This window comes from Enterococcus sp. 7F3_DIV0205 (assembly GCF_002141365.2).
In the GTDB taxonomy this organism is placed as follows: Bacteria; Bacillota; Bacilli; order Lactobacillales; family Enterococcaceae; genus Enterococcus_L; species Enterococcus_L palustris.
Genome location: NZ_CP147244.1, coordinates 230989 through 257764 on the forward strand (window position 1 = coordinate 230989; position 26776 = coordinate 257764).

Annotated in this window: 26 protein-coding genes and 1 tRNA gene; 25 read left to right on the forward strand and 2 right to left on the reverse strand. The window is 37.4% G+C overall.

The genetic code is table 11. The annotated features are described in order from the left end of the window. Positions 1-11: 11 nt before the first annotated feature. The 12 genes from A5821_RS01070 to A5821_RS01125 all read left to right on the forward strand — a co-directional run bounded on the left by A5821_RS01070 (position 12) and on the right by A5821_RS01125 (position 13934). Positions 12-659, forward strand: a complete 648-nt coding sequence (locus tag A5821_RS01070) for an NTP transferase domain-containing protein (RefSeq protein ID WP_086312572.1) — start codon at positions 12-14, stop codon at positions 657-659. After that, entirely contained in the window at positions 613-1767 is a 1155-nt protein-coding gene (gene sclA, locus A5821_RS01075) for a selenocysteine lyase SclA (RefSeq protein ID WP_086312574.1), read from the forward strand. Before A5821_RS01070 ends, sclA begins: the two co-directional genes overlap by 47 nt. A 12-nt stretch (positions 1768-1779) precedes the next feature. Continuing rightward, positions 1780-2802, forward strand: a complete 1023-nt coding sequence (gene selD, locus A5821_RS01080) for a selenide, water dikinase SelD (RefSeq protein WP_086312576.1) — start codon at positions 1780-1782, stop codon at positions 2800-2802. A 16-nt stretch (positions 2803-2818) separates the two neighbouring features. After that, positions 2819-3409: a sulfurtransferase-like selenium metabolism protein YedF gene (gene yedF, locus A5821_RS01085; RefSeq protein ID WP_086314278.1), complete on the forward strand. Its 591-nt coding sequence runs from the start codon at positions 2819-2821 to the stop codon at positions 3407-3409. A gap of 15 nt (positions 3410-3424) precedes the next feature. Beyond that, a complete protein-coding gene (locus A5821_RS01090) occupies positions 3425-3682 on the forward strand; it encodes a DUF3343 domain-containing protein (RefSeq protein WP_086312578.1) in 258 nt (85 codons plus the stop codon). Then, positions 3670-4401 (forward strand): selenium cofactor biosynthesis protein YqeC, encoded by a 732-nt coding sequence (gene yqeC / locus A5821_RS01095; protein WP_086312580.1) that lies wholly within the window; start codon positions 3670-3672, stop codon positions 4399-4401. Before A5821_RS01090 ends, yqeC begins: the two co-directional genes overlap by 13 nt. Continuing rightward, positions 4389-5219 carry a selenium-dependent molybdenum cofactor biosynthesis protein YqeB gene (gene yqeB / locus A5821_RS01100; RefSeq protein WP_086312582.1) on the forward strand — a complete coding sequence of 277 codons (831 nt, stop codon included), beginning with the start codon at positions 4389-4391 and terminating at the stop codon, positions 5217-5219. The genes yqeC and yqeB overlap by 13 nt, the downstream gene beginning before the upstream one ends. Positions 5220-5508: 289 nt before the next feature. Beyond that, positions 5509-5952, forward strand: a complete 444-nt coding sequence (locus A5821_RS01105) for a flavodoxin (protein WP_086312584.1) — start codon at positions 5509-5511, stop codon at positions 5950-5952. A gap of 63 nt (positions 5953-6015) precedes the next feature. After that, entirely contained in the window at positions 6016-6855 is an 840-nt protein-coding gene (locus tag A5821_RS01110; RefSeq protein ID WP_086314279.1) for a sulfide/dihydroorotate dehydrogenase-like FAD/NAD-binding protein, read from the forward strand. Beyond that, entirely contained in the window at positions 6848-8275 is a 1428-nt protein-coding gene (gltA, locus tag A5821_RS01115) for an NADPH-dependent glutamate synthase (protein ID WP_086312586.1), read from the forward strand. The genes A5821_RS01110 and gltA overlap by 8 nt, the downstream gene beginning before the upstream one ends. 22 nt (positions 8276-8297) lie before the next feature. After that, complete coding sequence (gene nifJ / locus A5821_RS01120) at positions 8298-11837, forward strand: pyruvate:ferredoxin (flavodoxin) oxidoreductase (protein WP_086312588.1); 3540 nt, start codon at positions 8298-8300, stop codon at positions 11835-11837. Between the two features lie 822 nt (positions 11838-12659). Then, a complete protein-coding gene (locus tag A5821_RS01125) occupies positions 12660-13934 on the forward strand; it encodes an NCS2 family permease (RefSeq protein WP_086312590.1) in 1275 nt (424 codons plus the stop codon). Between the two features lie 47 nt (positions 13935-13981). Here A5821_RS01125 and A5821_RS01130 read toward each other — a convergent pair whose 3' ends face one another. Then, positions 13982-15382: a TrkH family potassium uptake protein gene (locus A5821_RS01130; RefSeq protein WP_086312592.1), complete on the reverse strand. Its 1401-nt coding sequence runs from the start codon at positions 15380-15382 to the stop codon at positions 13982-13984. 319 nt (positions 15383-15701) lie between these two features. Here A5821_RS01130 and A5821_RS01135 point away from each other — a divergent pair, with 319 nt between their 5' ends. The 7 genes from A5821_RS01135 to upp all read left to right on the forward strand — a co-directional run bounded on the left by A5821_RS01135 (position 15702) and on the right by upp (position 23007). Further along, positions 15702-17219, forward strand: a complete 1518-nt coding sequence (locus A5821_RS01135) for a flavocytochrome c (protein WP_086312594.1) — start codon at positions 15702-15704, stop codon at positions 17217-17219. Positions 17220-17392: 173 nt separating this feature from the next. Further along, entirely contained in the window at positions 17393-17986 is a 594-nt protein-coding gene (locus A5821_RS01140) for a thymidine kinase (RefSeq protein WP_086312596.1), read from the forward strand. Between the two features lie 58 nt (positions 17987-18044). Further along, entirely contained in the window at positions 18045-19118 is a 1074-nt protein-coding gene (gene prfA, locus A5821_RS01145; protein ID WP_086312598.1) for a peptide chain release factor 1, read from the forward strand. Next, entirely contained in the window at positions 19111-19962 is an 852-nt protein-coding gene (gene prmC / locus A5821_RS01150) for a peptide chain release factor N(5)-glutamine methyltransferase (protein ID WP_086312600.1), read from the forward strand. The genes prfA and prmC overlap by 8 nt, the downstream gene beginning before the upstream one ends. Positions 19963-19966: 4 nt before the next feature. After that, the gene (locus A5821_RS01155; protein WP_086312602.1) at positions 19967-21004 is read left to right on the forward strand and encodes an L-threonylcarbamoyladenylate synthase; all 1038 of its coding nucleotides are present in this window, start codon (positions 19967-19969) and stop codon (positions 21002-21004) included. 55 nt (positions 21005-21059) lie between these two features. Beyond that, positions 21060-22298: a serine hydroxymethyltransferase gene (glyA, locus tag A5821_RS01160; protein ID WP_086312604.1), complete on the forward strand. Its 1239-nt coding sequence runs from the start codon at positions 21060-21062 to the stop codon at positions 22296-22298. A gap of 79 nt (positions 22299-22377) precedes the next feature. Further along, positions 22378-23007, forward strand: a complete 630-nt coding sequence (gene upp, locus A5821_RS01165) for a uracil phosphoribosyltransferase (protein ID WP_086312606.1) — start codon at positions 22378-22380, stop codon at positions 23005-23007. A 95-nt stretch (positions 23008-23102) separates the two neighbouring features. Here the strand turns inward: upp and A5821_RS01170 are convergent, their stop codons facing one another. Beyond that, a complete protein-coding gene (locus A5821_RS01170) occupies positions 23103-23339 on the reverse strand; it encodes a hypothetical protein (RefSeq protein WP_010763354.1) in 237 nt (78 codons plus the stop codon). Between the two features lie 138 nt (positions 23340-23477). Here A5821_RS01170 and A5821_RS01175 point away from each other — a divergent pair. From A5821_RS01175 to A5821_RS01200, 6 genes are all read left to right on the forward strand, one after another. Beyond that, a tRNA-Thr gene (locus A5821_RS01175) sits at positions 23478-23550 on the forward strand. A gap of 177 nt (positions 23551-23727) precedes the next feature. Beyond that, positions 23728-25188, forward strand: a complete 1461-nt coding sequence (locus A5821_RS01180) for a MucBP domain-containing protein (RefSeq protein WP_086312608.1) — start codon at positions 23728-23730, stop codon at positions 25186-25188. Between the two features lie 175 nt (positions 25189-25363). Continuing rightward, on the forward strand, positions 25364-25549 hold the full coding sequence (locus A5821_RS01185) for a hypothetical protein (protein ID WP_086312610.1): 186 nt from the start codon (positions 25364-25366) through the stop codon (positions 25547-25549). 202 nt (positions 25550-25751) lie between these two features. Beyond that, positions 25752-26075 (forward strand): hypothetical protein, encoded by a 324-nt coding sequence (locus A5821_RS01190; RefSeq protein WP_086312612.1) that lies wholly within the window; start codon positions 25752-25754, stop codon positions 26073-26075. Next, positions 26072-26233: a hypothetical protein gene (locus A5821_RS01195; protein WP_170922924.1), complete on the forward strand. Its 162-nt coding sequence runs from the start codon at positions 26072-26074 to the stop codon at positions 26231-26233. The genes A5821_RS01190 and A5821_RS01195 overlap by 4 nt, the downstream gene beginning before the upstream one ends. Continuing rightward, the gene (locus tag A5821_RS01200) at positions 26211-26768 is read left to right on the forward strand and encodes a phage major tail protein, TP901-1 family (protein ID WP_086312614.1); all 558 of its coding nucleotides are present in this window, start codon (positions 26211-26213) and stop codon (positions 26766-26768) included. The genes A5821_RS01195 and A5821_RS01200 overlap by 23 nt, the downstream gene beginning before the upstream one ends. The last annotated feature ends 8 nt before the right edge of the window (positions 26769-26776 follow it).

Below are 26776 nucleotides of genomic sequence, written 5' to 3' on the forward strand. Positions count from 1 at the left end.
GAGCGATATGGATGCTGAAAGTCAGTGCGATTATCATGGCTTCAGGTTCTTCTTTAAGGATGGGGCGTAATAAATTATTTCTTGATTATCATGGGGAAACTTTTTTACAGCGTATAGTAAATCTTTCAAATGAAGTGGCTTTTTATGAACGAATCTTAGTTATTTCTCCTGAAAATATACAAGGGTTACGGTTTTCCAATGATTTAAAAGTTGTTCAAAATCTTGAAGCTAAAAGCGGTCAGAGTGCAAGTGTCCGTCTAGGTACCCAAGCAGCATCTGGAGAAGGGTATCTTTATCTTCCAATCGATCAACCATTATTAGATCATAAATTACTAGAATCACTTTTTTTAATGTATTCAAAAGAAACAATTGTGTTCCCAGTCGATCAAAAGGAAAACCCATCTAGCCCAATTTTTTTTGGTGAAAAATTTCGTTCAGAGTTACTTGAGGTAAAAGGAAAATCAGGAGGACGTGCTGTACGAAACAATCATCCAGAAGCATGGCGTAAGATCAAAGTGAATACGCCAAGCCGTTTGATAGATATCGATACACCAGAAGAATACCAAAGATTAATCGATCAAGACCAATTTGGGAGTAAGAGAGGAAAGAAAAATGGAGCAGCCAGTTTATCTGAATCATGCCGCTACATCAAACCATAAATTTGAAGAAACGATCAAAGAACTATGTCAATACTTGGCGACAAATAATAATTTAAGTAACAATCGTAGTTTTCAAAACATTGGTGAGCTTGAATTGATATTTAACACACGTCAGGCTTTAGCAAATTTTTTTCATGCACCTGATCCAGGACATATAATTTTCACAGCGAATGCAACGACTTCGCTGAATATAGTTTTAAACGGTATATTAAAATCAGGAGATCATGTATTGACAACTTCAGTTGAGCATAATGCAGTGGCTCGTCCTTTATATTTGCTAGAAACGAAACAGCATATTTCAGTAACGCATTTAACCTGTGATCAAAATGGTCAGCTTGATCCTAAGCAAATTGAATCGCTGATCCGCCCGGAAACAAAAATTATGGTAATGACACATGCATCAAACGTATTAAGCACGATTTTACCTGTGAAAGAATGTTTTAAACTCGCAAAAGCGCATGGAATCATCACAATTTTAGACAGTGCGCAAACGGCAGGATTCTTACCAATCGATATGGAAGAAATGTTGATCGATGTTTTAGTATTTACTGGACACAAAAGTTTGATGGGGCTTTCTGGGATCGGCGGATTTGCTTTAGCACAAGATTTGGAAACATTGATCGATCCATGGATGAGCGGTGGAACTGGAAGTGCATCACTATCTTTGGCACAACCTAAATTTTTACCTGATAAATTTGAACCAGGCACCTTAAATACCTTGGGAATTTTAAGCCTTAAAAGTTCACTTGGAAAAATTGTAGAACTTGGATTAGACAAAATAGCAGCTCACGAACGAGCATTGACAGCACGATTTTTAACCAGTTTGGATTCATTGCCTGTTACTATTTTAGGAAGTGTAGATCCAATGCAAAAGGTGCCTGTTGTTTCGATTACAGCACCACATATCGATGCTGGTGACCTTTCTCAAAGGCTGTTTGAACAGCATCAAGTTATAACTCGATCAGGCTTACATTGTTCTCCGCTTGCACATCAAACAGCAGGCACGATAAATAGCGGTGCTGTCCGCTTTAGTTTTGGTTGGAACACGACCAAAGACGAAATTGATTATGCACTAGAAGCGTTAAAACAAATTTTATTGAAACCATAAAGGAGAAACGCGATGGATTTTTTATCACAATGTACATCTGGTGGATGTGGGGCGAAAATCGGACCACATGAGTTAAGTGGATTTTTGAGAAATCTACCTAAATCTACAGATGAAAATCTTTTAGTAGATTTTAATGCGTCTGACGATGCGGCAGTGTACCAACTATCTGACACTTTAGCACTGATTTCAACGGTAGATTTTTTCTCTCCTATGGTGGAAGATCCGCGTACTTTTGGTAGAATCGCTGCAGCGAATGCGATGAGTGATGTTTATGCAATGGGAGGCAACGTACTGTATGCATTGAATTTGGTTTGTTTTCCAGAAAAAATGGAGAAGCAAAAGCTTTCAGAAATACTGATCGGTGGGGCAGAAAAAATTCAAGAAGCTCAGGCTTCTCTGGCAGGTGGACATTCGATTTATGATCATGAACCTAAATATGGATTGGCGGTGACCGGACAAGTTGATCCACAAAAAATCATTCATAATAATACACCAAAAATAGGAGATGTCTTGATTCTTACTAAGGCATTAGGTGTAGGTCTAATTCAGTCTGCAGCAAGAGGTGGTCTAGCTTCAAAAATTGCGGAAACAGCAGCAATTCATTCTATGGAACGATTAAATAAATACGCTGCTGAAAAAATGCGGGATTTTCCTGTTCATGCTTGTACGGATGTGACAGGGTTTGGCTTGTTGGTCCATGCGCTTGAAATGGCTGGAGACACTGTAACGCTTGTCATTGATACGGAACAATTACCGCTCTTGCCAGAAGCATATCACTATGCAGAAGAATTTATGGCTACAGCAGCAGGTCAAAGAAATCGTCAATTTGCAGAGCAAAATATTGATTTGAGCTTCATTTCTCCTGCTTTTCAAGAAATCTTATTTGATCCGCAAACCTCAGGTGGATTATTGCTGAGTGTTGGACCAGAAAAAGCTGTAGAATGTCTTGCAGCTATTCAAAAAGATGATCCAGTTGCTGCAATTATTGGTGAAGTTTGCGAAAAAGAGTTTGATCGATCGATTGTCATTTTATGAGAAAGAAGGAACAGCAATGAGCAAAATCAATGCAATAGGTAAACCATGTCCAATTCCAGTGATCGAAGCAAAAAAAGCGGTCCGAGAAATAAAAAACTCTGGAGGAATAGTAGAGATAGCAGTCGATAACGAAGTATCCGTTGAGAACCTGCGGAAAATGGCATCTGGACTGGGATTAAAAGCAACAAGTCAAAAATTAAATAGTGATGAATATACTGTTGAAATTGTTGTACCTAAAAATCAAGAGCAAATCGATTCCACAGCGCAAAATAGTGAGTTAGTCATTGCATTCGGAAGAAAAACGATGGGGGATGGCGATCCAGATTTAGGAGCAATGTTATTAAAAAGTTATATTTATTCTTTGACAGAGTTAGATACACCACCTGAACATCTTTTATTTTTTAATAGCGGTGCGTTTTTGACGAATCAAGCCTCGAATGCTTTAAAAGATTTACACGTTTTATTAGAGAAAGGCACACAGATAAGTACTTGTGGTGCATGTTTAGATTTTTATCAAATTAAAGAAAGCTTAGCGATTGGTGAAATCACAAATATGTATGGAATCGCAGAGGTGATGGCACAAGCAAAAAAAGTGATCAATTTTTAAAAACGAGGTGAGAAAATGGACTATCTCTTAACGTTTCAAAATACCCACTATGCCATTCATAGTGAGAAAATATTAAGTGAAAAAAAGATTCCAGTATCCGTTATGGCACTGCCAACAAGTCTAGGTGATTTTTGTGGGATTTGTTTAAGGGTGGCGATTCAGGATTTTTTAGCTGGGCAAAGATATTTGAAGGAAGCAAAGATACCAATCGAAGGAATGTTTAAAATTGAAGAGAATAACAGTGGAAAGAGGTATATACCATGGAGGCCTTGATAGACTGTTTCAATCTTCAGGGGCACCAGGTGGTCTCGTTGATCGGCAGCGGTGGTAAGACAAGCTTGATGTGGTATCTTGCGAATCATTACCGTAAACAAAATGTTTTGGTCAGTACGACAACTAAAATTGGCTATCCTGTGAATCGACCCTATGATTTTTTCTATAGTGAAAATTTTTCAAAACTTGGCAAAGATGGTAAAGGTATCACATTAGCTGGAAATCATACATCTGGTGGCTATAAATTAAGTGCACTGCCAGCGACTGTTTTTCAAGAATCACTCCACTATTTTGATAAGGTTTTTTTAGAAGCTGATGGGTCTAAACAGTTACCATTAAAAGGGTGGGAAACGTTTGAGCCTGTTATTTTAGCGGAAACGACGATAACGATTGGTTTGATTCCGATTTCTGTTTTAGGAAAATGTATCAATCAAAAAACTGTTCATCGTCTACCTCTTTTTTTACGGGCGACAGGGGCTATTCAAGGAGCGCAAATCAAAGAAGAAACCCTCGCTGAAATCATTGCTAGCCCCACCGGTTTATGGTCAAAAAGCCAAGGACAACGAATCTTGTGTATTAACCAAGTAGAAACCGAAGAGCAATTGATTCAAGCCAAAAAAGTGTTATCCTTACTACCACACATGTTATTGAAACGTTTAAGTAAAGTAATTGCGTGTAATATTCAGTCAGGGGAAGGAAGCGTCTTATGGGAAAAGTAAAACGACCGATTGCTGAAACGATTGTGGCAGTTCGTGGTGGCGGCGATTTAGCTACTGGAGTGATCCAAAAATTAGTTCACGCAGGATTTAAAGTGGTTATTTTAGAAACGGCTAAACCATTAGCCATTCGTCGAACTGTAGCATTATGTACAGCGATTTTCCAAGGAGAGCACCAAGTAGAAGATCTTAACGCAACCTTGGTTTCTACGCTACCAGAATGTCACGAAGTTTGGAGTAATAAACAGATCCCGATCATGATCGACGAACAAGCTGAATTAGTAACAGAACTGAAACCAACTATTTTGGTAGATGCCATATTAGCTAAAAAAAATATAGGGACGAATAAAAATATGGCACCAATTACAATTGCATTAGGACCGGGATTTTGTGCACCAGAGGATGTCAATGTTGTGATTGAAACAATGAGAGGACATCAGTTAGGCAGATTGTATTTCCAAGGTGAAGCTATGCCTAATACCGGCATTCCAGGAGAAATTGGTGGAAAAAGTTCTGAACGTGTCATTCATTCTCCCGCATCAGGAAAAGTCAAACATGTAAAAAAAATCGGAGACGTTGTAAAAAGAGGGGAAGTACTTTTCTATATTGATCAAGTTGCTGTACATTCTCCGTTGGATGGTGTTTTAAGAGGTTTGATTTCAGAGAAAGTATACTGTCAAAAAGGATTGAAGTGTGGTGATGTGGATCCTCGTTCAATCGATCAAGTAGACTGTTATACAATTTCTGATAAAGCACGAGCATTAGGCGGCGCTGTTTTAGAAGCAGTTCTTTGGTTAGGTCGTGAAAAAGATTTATTCTAACTTAAAAAGTGAATCTAAAAATTATTTTTTTTACCTAAAAAATATTGTTTTAAAAGGTAGGTTTATGGTATAGTATAAATGAAAACGTCACACGATTTTGACCTAACAAAAAAAGAAAGCGTTTTATTTATTTTTGAACATGTGAAAAATGTAATTTGAATAAATTTTATTAAGAGGACACACACCTAATAGTTTTATGGCTATTAAGTATGAGAAGAATGGAAGGGGTTACACTCGAGCTTTTTGTACTTTAAAATATTTTGAAAAAAAGATGAGAGGATGAGTAAATATGGCACTAGTAAAAATTGTTTACGCAAGCATGACAGGAAACACTGAGGAGATTTCAGAAATTTTAGAAAGTACTATTCAAGAAGCTGGTTTTGATGTAGAGCGAGAAGAGTGTTCAGAAGTAGACGTTGATTTTTTTGATGATGCAGATGCATGTGTTATCGCCACTTACACTTATGGTGATGGAGAATTGCCATTTGAATTTGAGGACTTCTATGATGAATTGGAAGAAAAAGATTTAGCAGGAAAAATTTTTGGTGTAGTTGGATCAGGTGATCGCGAATATGGCGATTTATTCTGCAAATCAGCGCATGACTTTGTTGCTTCTTTGGAAAAATCAGGTGCTAAAAAGGTTGCCGAAACGGTTGAAATCGAAAACAATGCAGAGGAAGAAGACATTGAGGCATTGAAAAAATTTGTTCAAGAATTAACAGCTGATTTGTAATTAAAAGCTAAAGTCATATGAAAGAAGGAAAAAATGAATGAAACCATTCATTACGGTGATCATATGTATAAGATAGTTAAAAATGAGCAGCTTTCTAAAAACGAATATGATTTTTGGATTGAAGCACCTCGGATCGCAACGAAAGCGCAGCCGGGACAGTTTGTCATTTTACGAATCAATGAGATTGGCGAACGAATCCCACTAACCATTGCGGATGCTGATCCCTCTAGCGGTTTGATTCGTCTGATCTTTCAAGTGATTGGCAAAACAACTGCTGAACTTTCCAGCCTTTGTGCAAATGATTCGATTTTAGATTTAACAGGACCACTTGGTACGCCGACAGAAATAAAGAATTACGGTACAGTGATGATCGTTGGCGGTGGCGTCGGTATCGCAGCGATCTTCCCCATTATCAAAGGCTTGAAACAAGCTGGTAATCGGGTCATCACAATTCTTGGAGCTAAAACATCTGAACTAGTGATCCTACAAAAAGAATGTCAGCAGTACTCGGATGAACTGATCATTACAACAGATGATGGAAGTCTTGGGATGAAAGGGCTCGTAACAGAGGCTATGGAACAAGTCATAGCAAAAGAGTCTATAGACTGCAGTTGGGCGATCGGTCCTAGTATGATGATGAAATTTTGCACAATGACTGCGGAAAATCATAAATTACCGATCTATGTTTCGCTAAATCCGATCATGATCGATGGGACAGGCATGTGCGGCGGTTGTCGTGTGACTATAGATGGCAGTATCAAATTTGCTTGTGTTGATGGTCCTGAATTTAAAGGAACACAAGTCAATTGGGACGAGTTTATCAGTCGAATGAAGCAATACACAGATGAAGAAGAAGCAAGCTTAACAGATTATCAAAAAGCGCAGGTGATCCATCATGGCTAGAAGAAGTAGAACTAAAACAGCTATTGCAGAACAAGATCCCGCTATTCGCAAAGCAAATTTTGCCGAAGTTTGTTTAGGCTATACGATTGAAGAAGGACAAACGGAAGCGATTCGCTGTCTTCAATGTAAAGATGCACCTTGTATTACAAGTTGTCCTGTAATGATCGACATTCCTGGATTTATATTAGCGATAAAAGAAGGGGACATGCAAAAAGCAGCAGACGTTTTAGGGAAATATACAAATCTGCCGGCAATTTGCGGAAGAGTGTGCCCGCAGGAAAAGCAATGTGAGCAAGTTTGTAAACTAGGAATGGCCAAAAATTTTGAACCTGTTGCAATCGGGAAACTTGAACGCTTAGTTGCTGATTGGGCTTTAGAAAATCAAGATTTCTCTAAACTTATCCAAAAAAATCAAGCCAAAATCGGTAAAATTGCTGTCATCGGGTCTGGCCCATCTGGATTGACCGTTGCTGGCGATTTAGCAAAATTAAACTACGAAGTTATCGTTTATGAAGCACTTCATGATTCTGGTGGTGTTTTAACTTATGGTATTCCAGAATTTCGATTGCCCAAGAGAATCGTAAAAAAAGAAATTGAAAGTATTGAAGCATTAGGGGTGACGATCGAAACCAATGTTGTAGTAGGTAAGACAATTACAATGGATGAGATAATGGATGAGTTTGATGCTTGCTATATTTCTGTAGGAGCAGGGGCGCCTAATTTCATGGGAATCCCAGGAACAGCACTAAACGGTGTGTATTCATCTAGTGAATATTTGACACGAATCAATTTGATGCATAGTTATGAATTTCCAAAATATGATACACCGATCAAAGCTTCAAAGAACGTTGTTGTAATTGGTGGAGGTAATGTAGCAATGGATGCAGCACGATCAGCTAAACGATTGGGAGCAGATCATGTAAGCATCGTTTACCGTAGATCAGTAGAAGAATTACCAGCACGTATTGAGGAATACCATCATTCTGTTGAAGAAGATATTCATTATTACTGGTTATCAAATCCAATCGAATATCTAAATAATGGTAATGGTGATTTAAGCGGTGTTAAGTGTATCAAAATGATGCTTGATAAACCCGATGAATCAGGGCGCAGACGTCCTGTTCCAATCAAGAATAGTGAATTTATTGTCGAAGCTGACACAGTGATCGAAGCAATCGGTCAAGGGTCCAATAAAGTGTTGTTATCCACTTTCCCAGAACTTAAATTAACAAAATGGGGTTACATTGAGGCGGATCCAAAAACGGGAGCAACATCGATTCCCGGCATCTATGCCGGCGGAGATATCGTTACAGGTGCAGCAACAGTGATTTTGGCTATGGGTGCCGGAAAAGTTGCCGCTGTAGAAATCGACAAGTACGTACGAGAAAAAAAGAATACGCCCGTAACAACAAAAGTCTGAGGAAAGATAAAAGGTGAGAAAAATGAAAACAACAAAGACAATGGATGGAAATACAGCTGCAGCATATATATCCTATGCGTTTACAGAGGTAGCTGCGATCTATCCAATCACACCCAGTTCTACAATGGCGGAATTAGTAGATGAGTGGGCTGAAAATGGATTAAAAAATATCTATGGGCAAAAGGTTCAAGTTATTGAAATGCAATCAGAGGCGGGAGCTGCTGGTGTTGTTCATGGTTCATTAAAAACAGGTGCATTAACAACTACATATACTGCTTCACAAGGTTTGTTGTTGATGATCCCAAATATGTATAAAATAGCAGGAGAGTTACTGCCCGCAGTGTTTCATGTAGCAGCCAGAGCAATCACGACAAGTGCATTAAGTATCTTTGGCGACCATGGAGATGTTATGGCTACTCGTCAAACGGGTTTTTGTATGTTAGCTGAATCAAGTGTGCAAGAGGTGATGGATCTTTCGGCTGTGGCACACTTAGCCAGTATTGAAGGCAGTTTACCATTCGTTAACTTTTTTGATGGATTCAGAACAAGCCATGAACTGCAAAAAATTGAAGTGCTTGACTACACAGACTTAAAAGAAATGCTGGATCAAGATGCAGTAGAACGATTTAGAAACAGAGGAATGAACCCAAATCATCCAACAGTTTCAGGAACAGCTCAAAATCCAGATATTCATTTTCAACAAAGAGAAACGGTTAATGCCAATTACGAAGCAATGCCTACAATCGTTCAAAAATATATGAAACAAATCAATGAATTACGCGGTACTAATTATGATTTAACAGATTATTATGGAGTAGATGATGCAACAGAAGTCATCATTTCGATGGGATCAGCATCACCCGTTATTCAACAAACGGTGGATTTTTTAAATCAGCAAGGACGCAAAGTCGGTCTAATCAATATTCATTTGTATCGTCCATTTCCAACAGAAAATCTATTAGAAAAATTACCAAAAACAGTTGAAAAAGTAGCTGTCTTAGATCGAACAAAAGAAGCAGGAGCTGATGGCGAACCATTGCTATTGGATGTGCAAAGTGCGTTATATCAACATGAAAATAGACCGATCGTGATTGGCGGACGTTACGGTTTAGGGTCAAAAGATGTGACACCGAATCAGATCAAAGCAATTTATGATCACCTATTGTTGCCTTTGAATGAATTAAAACAACGCTTTACGATCGGGATTGTGGATGATGTGACGTATCGTTCATTACCGCAAGGAGAACTCTTAGATTTAACTCCTAATTCAACGTTTCAAGCAAAATTTTGGGGATTTGGTTCAGATGGCACAGTCGGCGCAAACAAACAAGCAATTAAAATCATCGGTGACAATACTGATTTATATGCACAAGCCTACTTTAGCTATGACTCTAAAAAATCAGGCGGGTTGACTCTTTCTCATTTGCGTTTTGGTGAAGAACCGATCACATCCACATATTTAGTCGAACAAGCTGATTTTATTGCGTGCCATAATGCTTCATACATTCATAATTATGATTTATTAAAAGGATTGAAAGATGGCGGAACGTTCTTATTAAATACCTTTTGGGACAAAGAAAAAGTCTATCGTTTACTTCCGGCGAAATTAAAAAAATATATTGCGGAACACAATATTCAATTTTATATTATCAACGCGGTAGAGTTGGCCCGTGAAATTGGTTTGGGCCGTAGAATCAATACAGTGATGTCCACAGCATTCTTTGAAGTAACAGACATTATGACCAGAGATGAATATATGCCGTTATTAAAAGCCGAAGTCAAAAAAACGTATGGTAAAAAATCAATGGAAATCGTTGAAAAGAATTTCCAAGCAATCGACAGAACGTTTGACTCTCTTCAAAAAATCGATGTCCCATCTGAATGGGCAACGATCGTTATTGAACCTGAAACCAAAGACGAATCATTGCCAAAATATGTTACAAATATTCTTCAACCGATCAATCGTCAAGAAGGTAATGAGTTGACCGTTAGAGATTTAATTGATAATGGTATGAAAACAGGAGAAATGCCGATGGGGACCGCGGCTTTTGAGAAGCGTGGGATTGCCTTAGAAGTTCCAGAGTGGCAAATGGATAAATGTACAATGTGTAACGAATGCGCTTTTGTCTGCCCTCATGCAGCAATTCGGCCGTTTTTAGCGAATGAAGAAGAAATGGAAGAAGCGCCTGCAGGGTTTGTAGCCAGAGAAATGCGGGGAGCAGATGGTTTGATGTATCGTATTCAAGTTTCTCTGGAAGATTGTACGGGTTGCGGTCTTTGTGTTCAAGCTTGTCCAGTTAAAGAAAAAGCTATTTTAATGAAACCTTACGAAGAACAAAAAGAACAAGCAATCAATTGGGCTTTTGCGATGACTTTACAGCAAAAAGAAAACCCAGTTAGAAAATTATCTGTAAAAGGTTCTCAATTCAACCAACCATTAATGGAATTTTCAGGTGCATGTGAAGGATGCGGAGAAACGCCTTACATCAAATTGTTAACACAGTTATTTGGTGACCGAATGATGATGGCAAATGCAACGGGTTGCTCGTCTATTTGGGGTGGCTCATCTCCTGTGACGCCATACACGACCAATGAATGCGGACAAGGACCTGCTTGGAGTAATTCACTATTTGAAGATAATGCTGAATATGGTTATGGAATGTATGTCGCCAATAGGACAAAACGTCAATATTTAGCGGATCAAGTAAAAGAAGCAATTGATAATAGGTTAGGATCGTATGATCTTCAAGCGTTAATGAACGATTGGTTAGCACACTATTTAGAAGGTGAAGGTACGCAACAACGGGCAACTAAACTGGCTGCGGCCTTGAGTGGAGAATACCAGACAGATCCACTTTTAGAACAAATCTATAAACAAAGTGATTTACTTGTTAAAACAAGCCAATGGATCGTCGGTGGTGACGGTTGGGCATATGATATTGGCTTTAGCGGAATTGATCATGTATTGGCAAGTGGAGCCGATGTGAATATTTTTGTCATGGATAATGAGGTTTACGCGAATACTGGCGGACAAACATCTAAAGCAACTCCGGCAGCAGCTATCGCCAAATTCTCAGCAGGTGGAAAACAAACATCTAAAAAAGATTTAGGCATGATGGCGATGACATATGGGAACGTCTATGTGGCTCAAATTGCTTTAGGCGCTAATTCAATGCAAACCATTAAAGCCATCGATGAAGCGGAACGTTATCCTGGACCATCTTTGATCATTGGCTATACGCCTTGTATTAATCATGGGGTCAAAGGGGGAATGATCGAAACCTTGTCTTTAGCGAAAGAAGCAGTTGAATCTGGTTATTGGCAATTGTATCGCTATAATCCGCAACTAATTGAAAAAGGCAAAGATCCAATGGTTATCGATTACAAAAAAGCTGATTTTTCTAAGATGCGTGATTTCCTTGAAAAACAAACACGCTTCTCTGCGCTTCATACGATTAAAGACAACCAAGAAGTGGTCGAACATCTTTTAACAAAGACTAAAGATGATGCAGAAGATCGATCAGATAACTATGTTAAATTAGTGAGTCAGATTAAAAAATAAAAAATGAGCAACTGAAATCAAACCATAACTAGGTTTGTGTCAGTTGCTTTTTTTATGATAATACCTAAAATAAAAAATTCTTTAGAAATTTCAAAAAGCGTTTACAATGTGTTATTCTTAGAGTGTTGGAATTTCAGTAAAAAATAATTTTATTAAGGAACTATACTTTTTCCAACCAGAGCTGGATATGTTCACTATGCTTTTATTTATCTAGCTTCATGGGCTAGCTCTTCAGGAAAAAGATAAAAATGGAATGTGACAAAAAGCGCCACAATCAATTTTTCCTATTTTCCAAACAGAGCAGAACGAGTCCATTACGCTTTTATTTATCTAGCTTCATGGGCTAGCTCTTCAGGAAAAAGATAAAAATGGAATGTGACAAAAAGCGCCACAATCAATTTTTCCTATTTTCCAAACAGAGCAGAACGAGTCCATTACGCTTTTATTTATCTAGCTTCATGGGCTAGCTCTTCAGGAAAAAGATAAAAATGGAATGTGACAAAAAGCGTCACAGTCAATTTTTCCTATTTTCCAAACAGAGCAGAACGAGCCCATTACGCTTTTATTTATCTAGCTTCATGGGCTAGCTCTTCAGGAAAAAGATAAAAATGGAATGTGACAAAAAGCGTCACAGTCAATTTTTCCTATTTTCCAAACAGAGCAGAACGAGCCCATTACGCTTTTATTTATCTAGCTTCATGGGCTAGCTCTTCAGGAAAAAGATAAAAATGGAATGTGACAAAAAGCGTCACAGTCAATTTTTCCTATTTTCCAAACAGAGCAGAACGAGCCCATTACGCTTTTATTATAAGGAGGATTTTCATGTTTCATTGGAAAAAACTTAAAAAAGACGATATAAAACGAGAAATACTAGCAGGGACTACTTCATTTTTTGCCATATCTTATATTATTATGGTGAATACAGTGATTTTAGCTGAGGCTGGGATGCCAAAAGAATTAACGATTTTTGGGACGATATTTATTTCTATTATTGGATCGATTTTGATGGGGTTAATAGCGGATGCGCCTATTGTCTTGACGACAGGAATGGGGGTCAATTCATTTTTTACTTATACATTAGTTCTTTCTTTAGGATTGACTTGGCAGCAAGCGCTAGCTGTTAGTTTTTGTGCAGGTGTAGTCTATTTACTGGTTGCTTTTACAAAGTTAAGTAAACTATTTGCAGAAGTTGTGCCAGAGACGTTAAAAACAGGGATTACCGTTGGAATCGGATTTTTCCTTGTGTTGATTGGTTTAGAAAAAGGTCACTTGATCTTAAGAGGAGAACATACCTTCTTACAACTCGCATCTTTAAACAATAGCTTGACCTTGTTAACACTTTTCTCACTGATTCTAACAGTTGTTTTATTTATAAAAGGAATTCAAGGTAGTTTTTTCATTGGTATTGTTGTGGTCACATTAATTGCAAATGTTTTTGGCATGGTTACACCAACGGAACATTTTTCTTTAAGTGGCTTAGGCAATTATTCTCAAGTTTTCTTACAATTAGATTTCAGTACCTTTTTTTCTAAAAGCTTTTTGCTAGGAGTCTTTGCTTTATCTATGATTTTGATTTTTGAATCAATGGGCTTACTTAAGGGCTTAATGCCAGAAGCAGATGAAAAAAAATATTTACGGGCGTATCGTGTAACTGGTTTTATCACATTACTATCTGGTATTTTTGGTACAAGCCCAACTGTGGCTGCAGCTGAAAGTGCGACAGGAATTGAAGAAGGCGGGAAAACTGGGCTTACTTCAATTACAAGCGGGATCTGTTTTTTCTTAGCTTTGTTAGCATTGCCGTTTCTATCTTATATCCCAGATTCAGCACTAGCACCAGCGATTATAATAACAGGTTTCCTAATGATTCAACAAATCAAAACGTTGCATTTTGATGATTTCAGTGACTACTTTCCTGCGATGTTAATGATCGTTTTGATTCCATTTACGATGAATATTTCGGATGGAATGGCCTTTGGGTTTGTTGCGTATCCATTGACTAAGTTGGTTGCGGGAAAAAAATCAGAACTATCGTTACCTATGTGGCTGATTTCAGGACTGTTCTTGATATATTTGATCGTCAATGTACTGATTTAAAATAAAAAACTTGCTACCTCTATTCAAAATAGAGTGAGCAAGTTTTTTTAGCCAATAATAATTTTTTCGGATGGGTATTCATAGCCAATATCGCGTGTTTCTTTTGGTACAAACAGCATCAAAGTATAAAGCATGCCGATTCGACCAATGAACATCAACAGAGCAATCATCAACTTGCCAACTATTGTTAAATCAGAGGTGATTCCTAATGATAAACCTGTCGTACCAAAAGCTGAGGCTACTTCAACAATAATGGCGATCAGTGGATGATCTTCGGTTGCGGTCAAAAATAAAACCGCAAAGAAACACATGATCAACGAAAGCATAAAGACGACAATCGATTTTTTTACATCGTCATCATCGATTCGGCGTCCGAAGACATTGATTTTATCTTCGCTTTTTAAGAAAGAGTATAAGTACAAACCGATGATTGCTACAGTTGTTGTACGAATACCACCACCAACAGAACTAGGACTACAACCAATAAACATCAAGAGAGAAAATACAATCAACGTTGTAATTTGAAAATCACCTAAATCGTTGATCTGCAAACCAGCATTTCGAGTCGTCATAGAATAGAACATGGAGGTGATCCAACGCTGTACTTCACCCATGCCTACAAATAAATGATCTTTTTCCAACAAATAAATCAAAATCGTACCACCAACAAACAAAATCACAAATGCTAAAACGGCAATTTTACTAAACAAAGAAAAACGAAAAGGCAGGCCTCGTTTTTTCTTCTTAAAGAATAGCCATTCACGAAACTCCATCAAGACTGGAAACCCGATGCCGCCGACAAAAATCAAAAACATGATCACGATCAAAAAAAGATAATCAGTAGCAAAGGGGATAATTGAATCACCAGTAACGTCAAAACCAGAGTTAGTAACAGCTGAAATCGATTGGTAAAAACCAAAGAAAATCGCTTTTGGCCAAGTTGTGTAATAACCCGAAAAATAAAAATAGATTGAAAAAAAAGTGCCGAAAATTACTTGAAACCATAAAATAATCGTAAAAGTGATTCGAATCAAGCGAACGATACCACTTAATTTTGGTTGATTCATATCCGTCATGATCAATTGCCGCTGTTTTAACGAAATCCTTCGTTTGGATAGAATAATAAAAGCTGTTGAAATCATCATGATCCCTAAACCGCCAATTTGAAAAAGAATTTCCAACAGAATCACTCCGCGGTCATTAAAAACAGAATTGATATCAAAAGTAGATAAACCTGTAACACTTACGGTACTGATTGCCATAAAAAGCATATCAATAAAACCAACTTGAGATCCTGGTTCCCTAAAAAAAGGGAGGCAAAATAACAAATAAGAAATAACTGTCATAATTATATAGTAAGAAACAATAATTTGAATTGATGAAAAATGAGTAGAAATAAAACGTCTTCCTTTGCGCTGAGCCAGCCATAAAAGCCGAAATCGATTCATAATGGACCTCCTGAACATCGTTAAAATAAGTATAGCAGAAATTAAATGATGGGCAAACAAAGAATAAACACTTAGAAGAAATAAGAAATTGATTAAAAAAAAAGAGAATATAGCACAAATCATGCAGAAAATGTTATTTTATTGTGAGAGGAGTAACATTCTTATGTTTGTTTTTTGAAATATAAGGAAAAGAATTGAATTTGAATACTTATTTTTTTATCCATAAATGTGATTTTTTTCACATTCAGTGAAGGTAGTGTCAAATTTAAGCTGAATAAATAAGTGTTGTAGGACTAAAAATTACTGAGGTGGGGAAAAAATGAAAAAAGTCATCATGAGTTTACTATCATTGAGTTTGTTTGCAGGACTTGCGGTAGGTTGTAGCAGTGACCAAGACAAAACAACAAAGAAAAGTAAAGAATCCAAAGAAAGCACAGAAGTTACTTCTGGGGCATCAGCCAATGGCTATACAGATTTAAGCGATCTAGAAGATCAATATGATATCGTGATCATTGGTGCAGGTGGCGCTGGAATGACAGCGGCTTTACAAGCAAAAGAAGCGGGAATGAATCCAGCTATTCTAGAAAAAATGCCTGTTGCAGGTGGAAACACGATTAAATCGTCTTCAGGGATGAACGCTTCTGAAACAAAATACCAAAAAGAAGAAGGAATCACGGATAGCAACGATAAATTCTTTGAAGAAACACTAAAAGGTGGAAAAGGAACGAACGATAAAGAACTATTACGCTTTTTCGTAGATCATTCAGCAGATGCAATCGATTGGTTAGATACTAAGGGGATTGAACTTAGCAATTTAACAATCACAGGTGGAATGAGCGAAAAACGTACACATCGTCCAGCTGATGGCTCTGCAATCGGTGGCTACTTAGTAGACGGACTTGTTCGCAATGTTAAAGAAGAAAAAATTCCACTTTTTGTGAATGCAAACGTAACTGAAATTACTGAAAAAGACGGTCAAGTGAACGGTGTCAAAGTCAAACTAAACGATAAAGAAACCAAAGAAATCAAATCAAATGCTGTAATCGTTACAACTGGCGGTTTTGGTGCGAATAAAGAAATGCTTGAAAAATACGATCCAAAACTAAAAGATTATGTAACCACAAATCAAGAAGGAACAACTGGTGATGGTATCAAGATGATCGAAAAACTTGGTGGTGCCACAGTAGATATGAAAGAAATTCAAATCCATCCAACTGTTCAACAAGACAAATCATTCTTGATCGGTGAAGTTGTACGTGGGGAAGGAGCTATTTTAGCTTCACAAGAAGGAACTCGTTTTGTCAATGAAATGGATACACGTGATAAAGTTTCTGCTGCAATCACAGCTTTACCAGAAAAATCAGCATATTTGGTCTTTGATCAAGGTGTTCGTGATCGTGCTAAAGCAATTGATTTTTATGATGAACAAGGTTTTGTTGTAGAAGGCGAAACGATTGAAGAACTAGCGAAGAAAATCGATATGCCAGAAGCAAAACTAAAAGAAACCATTGATTTATGGAACAAAGATGTAAAAGCAAAATCTGATACTCAATATAACCGTGCAACAGGGATGGATCACGATTTATCAACAGGTCCTTACTATGCAATCAAAATCGCACCAGGCATCCATCATACAATGGGCGGTGTAAAAATCAATACCAAAACAGAAGTATTGAAAGAAGACGGAGCACCAATCAAAGGTTTGTACGCCGCAGGTGAAGTAACTGGTGGCTTGCATGGTGCAAACCGTATCGGCGGAAATGCTGTAGCAGATATTATCATCTTTGGTCGCCAATCTGGAACAGAAGCGGCGAACTTTGCTTCAACACAAAAATAAATAAGTTTAAAAGGACTAATAGAATAAAACGTTCGCGTTTGTCTATTGGTTCTTTTTTACATAAAATCGAGTGTTCATTAAAAACTAAGAAAGCAATTTTTCAAAAATACTGCTTTTTTATCAAAAATATAGTAAAATACGAGAGGAACTAAACGAGAGGTGACGACGAAGGAATGGCACAATTATTTTTTAAATATGGCGCAATGAACAGTGGTAAAACGATCGAGATCTTAAAAGTAGCTCATAATTATGAAGAACAAGACAAACCAGTTGTGATTATGACTAGTGGACTTGATACTAGAGATGGCGTTGGTGTCGTTTCAAGCCGCATCGGACTTAGGCGAGAAGCCATCCCGATTTTTAAAGAAACAAATGTATATGAGTTGATTCAAGCACTTGATTATAAGCCTTATTGCATTTTGGTGGATGAATCACAATTTTTAGGAAAAAAACATGTGATCGAATTTGCTAAGGTCGTAGATGAACTGAATATACCTGTTATGGCATTTGGCTTGAAGAATGATTTTCGAAATGAACTATTTGAAGGATCAAAATACTTGATGCTCTATGCAGATAAACTAGAAGAACTAAAAACAATCTGCTGGTTCTGCCACAAGAAAGCCACGATGAATCTGCATTATATTGATGGTCAGCCTGTTTACGAAGGGACACAAGTCCAAATCGGTGGTAATGAAGCCTATTATCCAGTCTGCCGTAACCATTATTTTCATCCGCCGATCGACGGTGAACAAGTAGAAACCAATTAATGGATTAAGAAAATGAAAAATAGAAGACACTTACTTAACGAAAAAGGAGCAACTAACTATGTACGATCAGTTACAATCAATCGAAGATCGCTATGAAGAGCTGGGCGAATTACTAAGTGATCCAGAAGTCATTAGTGATACGAAACGTTTTATGCAATTATCAAAAGAAGAGGCCAATACTCGTGAAACAGTCGAGGTATATCGCCGCTACAAACAAGTTGTCGAAGGAATCAGTGATACTGAAGAATTACTAGGCGAAAAATTAGATGCTGAGATGGCTGAAATGGCGAAAGAAGAACTTTCAGAATTGAAGAAAGAAAAAGAAGTTTTGGAAGAGCGTATCAAAATTTTACTATTGCCAACAGATCCTAATGATGACAAGAATATTATCATGGAAATCCGTGGCGCAGCAGGGGGCGATGAAGCAGCATTATTTGCTGGTGATTTATTCGGCATGTACCAAAAATATGCAGAATCCCAAGGCTGGAAAACAGATGTCATGGAAGCCAGTATTACTGGAATCGGTGGGTATAAAGAAGTTATCATGATGATCTCAGGAGACAATGTCTTCTCTAAGCTTAAATATGAAAGTGGCGCGCACCGCGTTCAACGTGTTCCTTCGACTGAATCACAAGGGCGTATCCATACATCAACGGCAACCGTTGTGGTGTTACCAGAAGCAGAAGAAGTAGAACTAGATCTTGCCGACAAAGATATCCGTACAGATATCTATCATGCTAGTGGTGCTGGTGGTCAGCACGTCAATAAAACAGCTTCGGCTGTTCGTTTGACTCATATTCCAACTGGGATCGCTGTTGCGATGCAAGATGAACGTTCGCAAATCAAAAACCGTGAAAAAGCTATGAAAATTTTACGTGCTAGAGTTTATGATCAAATGCAACAAGAAGCACAAAGTGAATACGATGCAAACCGTAAATCAGCAGTAGGTACAGGAGACCGTTCTGAACGAATCCGTACGTACAATTTCCCGCAAAACCGTGTAACGGATCATCGTATCGGTTTAACAATCCAGAAACTAGACCAAATTTTAGCTGGGAAATTAGATGAAATCGTGGATGCATTAGTATTGTACGATCAAACATCAAAATTAGAAGAGATGCAAAATGGGTAACCGTTATTTTGAAGTCCTTGAACGGGCTTCTTCTTTTTTAGAAAAACAAGGGAAAGAAGGTTATAGTATACTTTTCGTTTTTCTGGAAAGAAAGGGCTGGACTAAAACAGATTGGCTACTTCATTTGAAAGAAGAAATAGCGCCAGAAGATGAGCGGCAAATCAATGAAGATTTAAAAAAACTTGCGGAAAATTATCCACCCCAATATTTATTAGGATACAGTGATTTTTACGATCGACGCTTTTTAGTTAATCAGCATACCTTGATTCCTCGGCCTGAAACAGAAGAATTAGTTGAGCAGTGTTTAAAAGAAAATCCAAATGAACAGTTAACCGTTGTAGATGTTGGTACTGGTACAGGTGTGATCGGCATCAGTTTAAAATTAGCTCGATCTAATTGGCAAGTAACCGCAATCGATATTTCTAAAGAAGCATTGGAGGTTGCAGAAAAAAATGCCCAGCGATTAGAAGCGGAGGTTCAGTTCATCAATGGAGATGGACTAAAACCGATGAAAGATACAAAAATCGATATCTTGATTTCAAATCCACCTTATATCAGCAATACTGAATGGGCATTGATGGATGAGAGTGTGCGGACATTTGAACCGAAAACAGCGTTATTTGCTGAAAGTGATGGGTTAGCCATTTATCAGCAATTAGCTAAAGAAGCTAAAAAGATACTGAAACCAGATGGTAAAATTTATTTAGAAATCGGATTTCAGCAAGGTTTAGCTGTTAAACAACTTTTCCAGCAAACCTTTCCGCAAAAACAAGTCCACATTGCTCAAGATTTATCGGGAAATGACCGAATGATAATCGTTTCATCTAAAAAGGAGGAGGGATAAGAATTTGGAAACAAAACAATTTACAGCAAATCAAATCGATCAAGCCGCAGATTTGATCCGTCACGGTGAATTAATCGCCTTCCCAACTGAAACGGTGTACGGACTTGGTGCAAACGCATTAGATGAAAAAGCTGTGAAGCAAGTGTATAAGGTCAAAGGACGTCCAAGCGATAATCCGCTGATTGTTCATGTCAGCGATTTTGAAATGGTCAAACAATACGTAAAAGATTTCCCAGAACAGACAAAAGCTTTAGTAGATTCTTTTTGGCCTGGACCATTGACCTTGATTTTTGATATACAGCCAAATACTTTTTCTGCTGCAGTGACGGGTGGGTTGAATACAGTTGCTTTTCGGATGCCTAATAATCAAAAAACATTGGATTTGATCAAAACGGCTGGCGTTCCTTTGGTGGGACCAAGTGCCAATACCTCTGGTAAACCTAGTCCAACGACTGCCCAACATGTCTATCATGATCTTCATGGAAAAATTGCTGGCATATTAGATGATGGACCAACTCAAATTGGTGTAGAATCAACCGTATTAGATTTAACAGCAAAAAATGGAGTCCCTGTAATATTAAGACCAGGAGCGATTACGAAAGAAAGCTTGGAGCAAGTTATAGGTAATGTGTGTGTGGATCAGCACTTAATTAGCGAAAAAGAAGCACCTAAAGCACCTGGCATGAAGTACAAACATTATTCCCCTGATGTTCCCGTTTGGATCATAGAAGGCGATCAACAAGTGTTTAAAAGAGCAATCGAATGGGCCAAAAGTAAAAATCAGCGAATTGGCTTGTATGCAGATGATCAGATCACATCCATTTTTTTAAATGATGTAGGAGCTGTCTATTCATTTGGTGAAGATTCAGTAGAACAAGGAACTAAATCATTATTTGCTGGACTTAGAAGCCTCGATGAACAAAATATAGAGGTCATTTTTGCACAAGCCTTCCCTGAATCTGGGTTAGGAATTGCTTATATGAATCGCCTGAAAAAAGCTGCAAATCAAAAAATTATAAAAATTGATTCGATTTTCGAGTAGAGAGCATTTAAGTATGATACAATCGGTACAAACAAATGAAATGGAGGCTTGTTTAATGGATTATAAAACATTTGATCCGGATTTATGGGACGCAATTGCCAAAGAGAATGAACGGCAAGAAAACAACTTGGAGCTGATTGCATCAGAGAACGTTGTTTCTAAAGGAGTTATGGCAGCACAAGGAAGTATTCTTACAAATAAGTATGCGGAAGGATACCCTGGCAAACGTTATTATGGTGGTTGCGAGTTTATCGATATCGTTGAGGATTTGGCGATCGACCGTGCGAAAGAATTATTTGGAGCTAAATTTGCTAATGTACAACCACACTCAGGTTCACAAGCAAATACAGCGGCCTATCTTTCATTGATCGAACCAGGAGATACTGTTTTAGGTATGGACTTGTCTGCGGGAGGACATTTAACTCATGGTTCACCAGTGAACTTTAGTGGAAAAACTTATAACTTTGTAAGTTATGGTGTTGATCCAACGACTGAAGTGATCGATTATAATGTTGTGCGTATTTTAGCGCGTGAGCATCAACCAAAATTGATCGTAGCGGGTGCTAGTGCCTATTCTCGTACAATTGATTTTGAAAAATTCCGTGAAATCGCTGACGAAGTTGGCGCAAAATTAATGGTTGATATGGCGCATATTGCAGGACTAGTTGCAGCAGGCTTACATCCTAACCCAGTACCATATGCAGATATCACAACCTCAACAACGCATAAAACATTACGTGGACCACGCGGCGGACTTATTTTAACCAATGATGAAGATTTAGCGAAAAAAATCAATAGCAATATATTCCCTGGTATTCAGGGCGGACCATTAGAGCACGTAATTGCTGGTAAAGCTGTTGCTTTTAAAGAAGCATTAGATATTACCTTTAAAGAATATAGTGAGCAAGTCATTGAAAATGCTAAGGCAATGACAAAAGTCTTTAACCAAACACCAGAAGCTCGTTTAGTGAGCGGCTCGACAGATAATCATTTATTATTGATTGATGTAAGTGGTTTTGGTTTGAACGGGAAAGAAGCAGAAGCGATTTTAGATAGCGTAAATATCACTGCGAATAAAAATTCGATTCCATTTGAACAACTTAGCCCATTTAAAACAAGTGGTATTCGTATTGGAACACCAGCGATCACAACGAGAGGCTTTAAAGAAGATGATTGTGTGGAAGTGGCTAAATTGATCGTCAAAGTCTTAAATGATCACGAAAATGAAGCAACACTTTCTGAAGTTCGTGCATCTGTTAGTGCGCTTACAAAAAAATATCCACTTTATAAGTAAAAGTTTCGAGTGATTGACTAGTCAATCGCTCGATTTTGTTTTACAATAGGAAGGAATAAATTATTGAAGGAGAATGAGCATGGGAAAATTCCAAGTTATTGATCATCCACTGATCCAACACAAATTAACAATCATTAGAGATAAGGATTGTGGAACAAAGGTTTTTCGCGAAGTCGTGAATGAAATTGCAATGCTTATGGCATACGAGGTTTCAAGAGATATGCCTTTAGAAGATGTTGTGATCGAAACACCGATCTGTGAAACAACACAAAAAACATTATCTGGTAAAAAGGTTGCAATCGTACCGATTTTACGCGCAGGTATTGGAATGGTTGATGGTATTATGGAATTGATTCCGGCAGCAAAAGTTGGCCATATTGGTTTGTACCGTGACCATGAATCATTAGAACCAGTAGAATACTTTGTGAAAATGCCAGAAGATATTGACGCACGTCAGTTATTCGTAGTTGATCCAATGTTAGCAACTGGCGGATCAGCCATCATGGCAATCGATGCGTTGAAAGCACGCGGCGGCAGCAATATTAAATTTGTTTGTTTAGTTGCGGCGCCAGAAGGTGTAAAAGCATTACAAGAAGCGCATCCAGATATTGATATCTATACTGCAGCGTTAGATGAGTATTTAGATAAAGATGGTTATATCGTTCCAGGTTTGGGCGATGCAGGTGACCGTTTGTTTGGTACTAAGTAAAAAAAAACGATTCACATCTAGGCAACGTGTTTAAGTTGCCTAGATGTGAATTTTTTTAAATAAAAAATCCATCCAATAATAATGGATGGAAGAAGCTATACTTTTTTTAATTTTTTGTAATTGATGACGATGACACCATTACTTTTGACCATTAAATCAGTGTTATCAGAGTTCTCATCAATTTCCACAACAGCTGAATTATTTAATTGTTTCGTAATAATCCCTGTTTGCGGCTGACCATGCATCAAGAAAGTGACCTGAGTATCAACAGTGAATAAATCCCCTTCTGCAGAAGGCTCAACAGGACGATTAAAGTTACCGAAATTAGACATTCAAAAAAACTTCCTTTCTTAACTATCTCTATTATACCATAAATTAAGAAAAAATTCAGAAAACTAATTTTATTTTAAAAAAAGGCGAGTTTCTGTCTTTACAAAAGGTAGGTTTAGTTTTATAATTTTGATTGTATTGCCAGCTTAGCTCAGTTGGTAGAGCAATGCACTCGTAACGCATAGGTCACAGGTTCGATCCCTGCAGCTGGCATTAATTGAAAAACAGGCATATCAAAGTTTTTGAACTTTCGGTATGTCTGTTTTCTTTTATGTTAACTAAAACAAAGTGTTCTATTATTTCATTTTATTAAAATAAAAAAACAGGTTTGAAGAAAATACTGTGTTACGATTTTTTTGACAAAAATAATAGAAAAGCGAGAGGTTACAGATGAAAAAAATTTTGCACTGTATAGGATTCCTAGTAATAGGAGCTTTGATGCTTTATTCTTCTTCAGCTTTTGCACAAGGAAATGTATCTAGTTCAGGAATGAAAACTTCAGATGATGGGACTGATTATGTTCTTGTGGGGAAGGCTTTTCATGATATTTTCTCCGAACCAACAGAAATAGATTTAAATACAAATAAGTTGGTCTATTTTCAACAAGAATTAACAGTCAATAACGGGACGATGACAAAGTATTTAGCAAAATTTACAAACCAGGACAGTACAGGAGATTCTTGGTTTCAATTTGCCTCGTATCCTACAGTCACTAAAGGGAACGCTAAGCTGACGTATACCACAGACGGAATAAATTATAGTGATATACTACCCGCTTTAAATGATCTAGTTGGTTATAAGATGGAGCTTACGCAAGCGATCGTCCATCCAGATGATGGAAACAACCAAGAGCCGGATTTACTTATTTCATTTACAATGACGCCCAAAAGAGACTATATTCTTGAAAATAATGCCTTGAATAAAGATATTGTCCCTTTTAGCGGCGGGTATGATTCGGGTGGTTATGGTACCTATATTGATTGGAGATTTGGAAGAGGGGTACATTTTACGAATATCCCAATAATCGGGGAAGATGTTCAGGTCGTTTATGAAGAGGAAGATGGCGCCGTAATTCATGACCCTCAATTATTGAAGGGCAATATTGGTGATACGTATGATGCTACTACAGATCAATATAAATTGGTTATTCCAGGCTATACTTTAAATCAAAATAAACTTCCAGCCAATGCCACAGGTTTTTTTACCGCTGAAAAACAAAGCGTCAAATATGTCTATAGTAAAGATCCCGTTGCTGCAGCAGATGTAACAGTAAAATATCAAGATACAAACGGAAAAGAACTTGCAGATGCTGTTATTAAGACAGGAAACATTGGCGATTTGTATTCTACAGAACAAAAAGAGTTTGATGGTTATACATTTAAAGAAGCTCAGGGAAATACTACAGGGATCTTCATGGATGAAGCTCAAACAGTAATTTATATCTATGAAAAAAGGCCATCTAAGGTATCGAATGTAATAGTCAAATATCAAGATACTGATGGGAATAATTTAATTGATGATGTGGTGAAAACTGGAGTAATTGGCGATTCATATACGACTGAACAAAAAGTATTTGACGGCTATACATTTAAGGAGATTCGAGGAATAGCAAAAGGATCATTTACAGATAACCTTCAAGTTGTAACGTATATTTATGAAAGAAAAATAGAAACAATGACCAATGATCAATCAAACGATAAACCTGCGCAAAAAACCACACTATTTCCGCCCTTAGGTGAAAACAATCGATATTCAAAAGTACTAATAATACTTGGAAGTGTGCTAACCATAGGTGTGCTTGTATTTTGGATGGGATTAGTGAAGGTGAAAAACAGGAATAATCATGGATAAGATACTTTAGAGGATCTTATCTAAATTAAGTGTAAACTCAAAACCATACTCATTGAAGGTTTTGAGTTTTTTTAACCATTTTCCATTCATTAGGAGAATTCATTCATTATCTTTGTATATTTATAAAAAAGAGCCTACACTAAACGTATAACTAAGTATATAGGAGGAATGCATCATGTCAGAAAAAGTTGATCAAATCAATAAGTTAGCGAATGAAGCAAAGAAAGAAGTCGAACGTCTAGAAGATAAACGTAAAGAAAATCTTGGCAACTCCATCAATTATATTGAGAATGAATTGCAAGTCCAACGATTATACGCTCAAATCGAAGCTTATGAAAAAGTTTTGGACATTGTAAAATAATTAAGATCATGTAAAAATGTTCCATATAAAATAGTTTTTAAATGAATAATAGGCGATACAAAATGAATTTAGTTTTGTATCGCCTATTTTTTTGTCGAATTTATTTCAACGAACAACGATCACCAATAGAAAGGTGAAAGAATAATGGGAGAATTGTGAACGGTAGTTTCCCGCAAAATAAATTAATATTAGTTCATAGCAATTGTCGAGAGAAACGTACAAAAGGGAGAGAGTTAAAATCGGGAGAAATCAAGAATATAAGTATACAGATGCTGATGTAGATAGAATCGTCAAACAAAAGCATCAACGCTGGCAAAAAAAGAGAAAAGCAAAAGATACTTATAAAAACCAGAAGAAGAAACCAACTTCTTCATACAACGAAGCGACCGCTATTTTTTTAGAACATAATCTACCCTTCGATCTAGATGTTATTGAGTGTGTTGTCAATGAGAGCACGGAAGTAACTAAGAAAAACGCGCAAGCAATCGTAAAATTTGTTTCTTCTATAACGAAAGAAAAAGAGTGATCGAAGAGACTCATCGTCCAAGCATTGATGACATAAAAAGCAATGGAAACGTGCAAGCATTTACCCACGTAAAAAGGTCTGGTAAAGCAGCTAAGCTGCAACAAAAAATAAGCAATCAAGAGGAGAGAATCAATTATGGAAAAAGCAATTCATGGTAAAAATGTCAAATTAATGTTTCGATTATTAAAGGAACGCGCACACAAAAAAGCTGGGTTACTAGCTTTGGAAATGAGTCATACGTATAACCGTGAAACAAACGTAGAAACACAAGCTACTAAAGACGGCAGTGTGGCAACAGGTGGTAGTATCGAATCAAACATCGAAATGGAATTTCTAAAAACAAATACGGATGTTTTCAGTATGCTGGAATATGCTTATGAAAACGGTGAAGAGATCGAAGTATGGCGAATCTTTTTCGATAATCCTGTAGAAGGTGCAAAACGTAAATATAAAGCACAATATGGTACTGGTATTTTAGGGAACTTTCCTGATGCAGCGGAGGCGGAAAGTAATGCATCTGTTTCAACGATGTTAAATCTAAACGGTTTGTTAGTAAATGGAGAAGCAACAGTGGACGCTGAAAATGATGAGCTTGCGAAAGCATTCTTCTACGATACTGTGGTAGATGCTAAACCAGAAGAACCAAAAGCCATTTACGAACCACAAACAACACCAACAGCGCCAGCTGAATAAACATTGAT

Bases quoted from the DNA above. Each gene is read 5' to 3' on its own strand.
- nifJ (WP_086312588.1), top strand. From the start codon at position 8,298: ATGAAAACAACAAAGACAATGGATGGAAATACAGCTGCAGCATATATA.
- prmC (WP_086312600.1), top strand. From the start codon at position 19,111: ATGGGTAACCGTTATTTTGAAGTCCTTGAACGGGCTTCTTCTTTTTTA.
- prfA (WP_086312598.1), top strand. From the start codon at position 18,045: ATGTACGATCAGTTACAATCAATCGAAGATCGCTATGAAGAGCTGGGC.
- A5821_RS01185 (WP_086312610.1), top strand. From the start codon at position 25,364: ATGTCAGAAAAAGTTGATCAAATCAATAAGTTAGCGAATGAAGCAAAG.
- yqeB (WP_086312582.1), top strand. From the start codon at position 4,389: ATGGGAAAAGTAAAACGACCGATTGCTGAAACGATTGTGGCAGTTCGT.
- upp (WP_086312606.1), top strand. From the start codon at position 22,378: ATGGGAAAATTCCAAGTTATTGATCATCCACTGATCCAACACAAATTA.
- A5821_RS01110 (WP_086314279.1), top strand. From the start codon at position 6,016: ATGTATAAGATAGTTAAAAATGAGCAGCTTTCTAAAAACGAATATGAT.
- A5821_RS01180 (WP_086312608.1), top strand. From the start codon at position 23,728: ATGAAAAAAATTTTGCACTGTATAGGATTCCTAGTAATAGGAGCTTTG.
- selD (WP_086312576.1), top strand. From the start codon at position 1,780: ATGGATTTTTTATCACAATGTACATCTGGTGGATGTGGGGCGAAAATC.
- glyA (WP_086312604.1), top strand. From the start codon at position 21,060: ATGGATTATAAAACATTTGATCCGGATTTATGGGACGCAATTGCCAAA.
- gltA (WP_086312586.1), top strand. From the start codon at position 6,848: ATGGCTAGAAGAAGTAGAACTAAAACAGCTATTGCAGAACAAGATCCC.
- A5821_RS01170 (WP_010763354.1), bottom strand. From the start codon at position 23,339: ATGTCTAATTTCGGTAACTTTAATCGTCCTGTTGAGCCTTCTGCAGAA.
- A5821_RS01125 (WP_086312590.1), top strand. From the start codon at position 12,660: ATGTTTCATTGGAAAAAACTTAAAAAAGACGATATAAAACGAGAAATA.
- A5821_RS01105 (WP_086312584.1), top strand. From the start codon at position 5,509: ATGGCACTAGTAAAAATTGTTTACGCAAGCATGACAGGAAACACTGAG.
- yedF (WP_086314278.1), top strand. From the start codon at position 2,819: ATGAGCAAAATCAATGCAATAGGTAAACCATGTCCAATTCCAGTGATC.
- A5821_RS01130 (WP_086312592.1), bottom strand. From the start codon at position 15,382: ATGAATCGATTTCGGCTTTTATGGCTGGCTCAGCGCAAAGGAAGACGT.
- A5821_RS01135 (WP_086312594.1), top strand. From the start codon at position 15,702: ATGAAAAAAGTCATCATGAGTTTACTATCATTGAGTTTGTTTGCAGGA.
- yqeC (WP_086312580.1), top strand. From the start codon at position 3,670: ATGGAGGCCTTGATAGACTGTTTCAATCTTCAGGGGCACCAGGTGGTC.
- A5821_RS01070 (WP_086312572.1), top strand. From the start codon at position 12: ATGCTGAAAGTCAGTGCGATTATCATGGCTTCAGGTTCTTCTTTAAGG.
- A5821_RS01140 (WP_086312596.1), top strand. From the start codon at position 17,393: ATGGCACAATTATTTTTTAAATATGGCGCAATGAACAGTGGTAAAACG.
- A5821_RS01090 (WP_086312578.1), top strand. From the start codon at position 3,425: ATGGACTATCTCTTAACGTTTCAAAATACCCACTATGCCATTCATAGT.
- sclA (WP_086312574.1), top strand. From the start codon at position 613: ATGGAGCAGCCAGTTTATCTGAATCATGCCGCTACATCAAACCATAAA.
- A5821_RS01200 (WP_086312614.1), top strand. From the start codon at position 26,211: ATGGAAAAAGCAATTCATGGTAAAAATGTCAAATTAATGTTTCGATTA.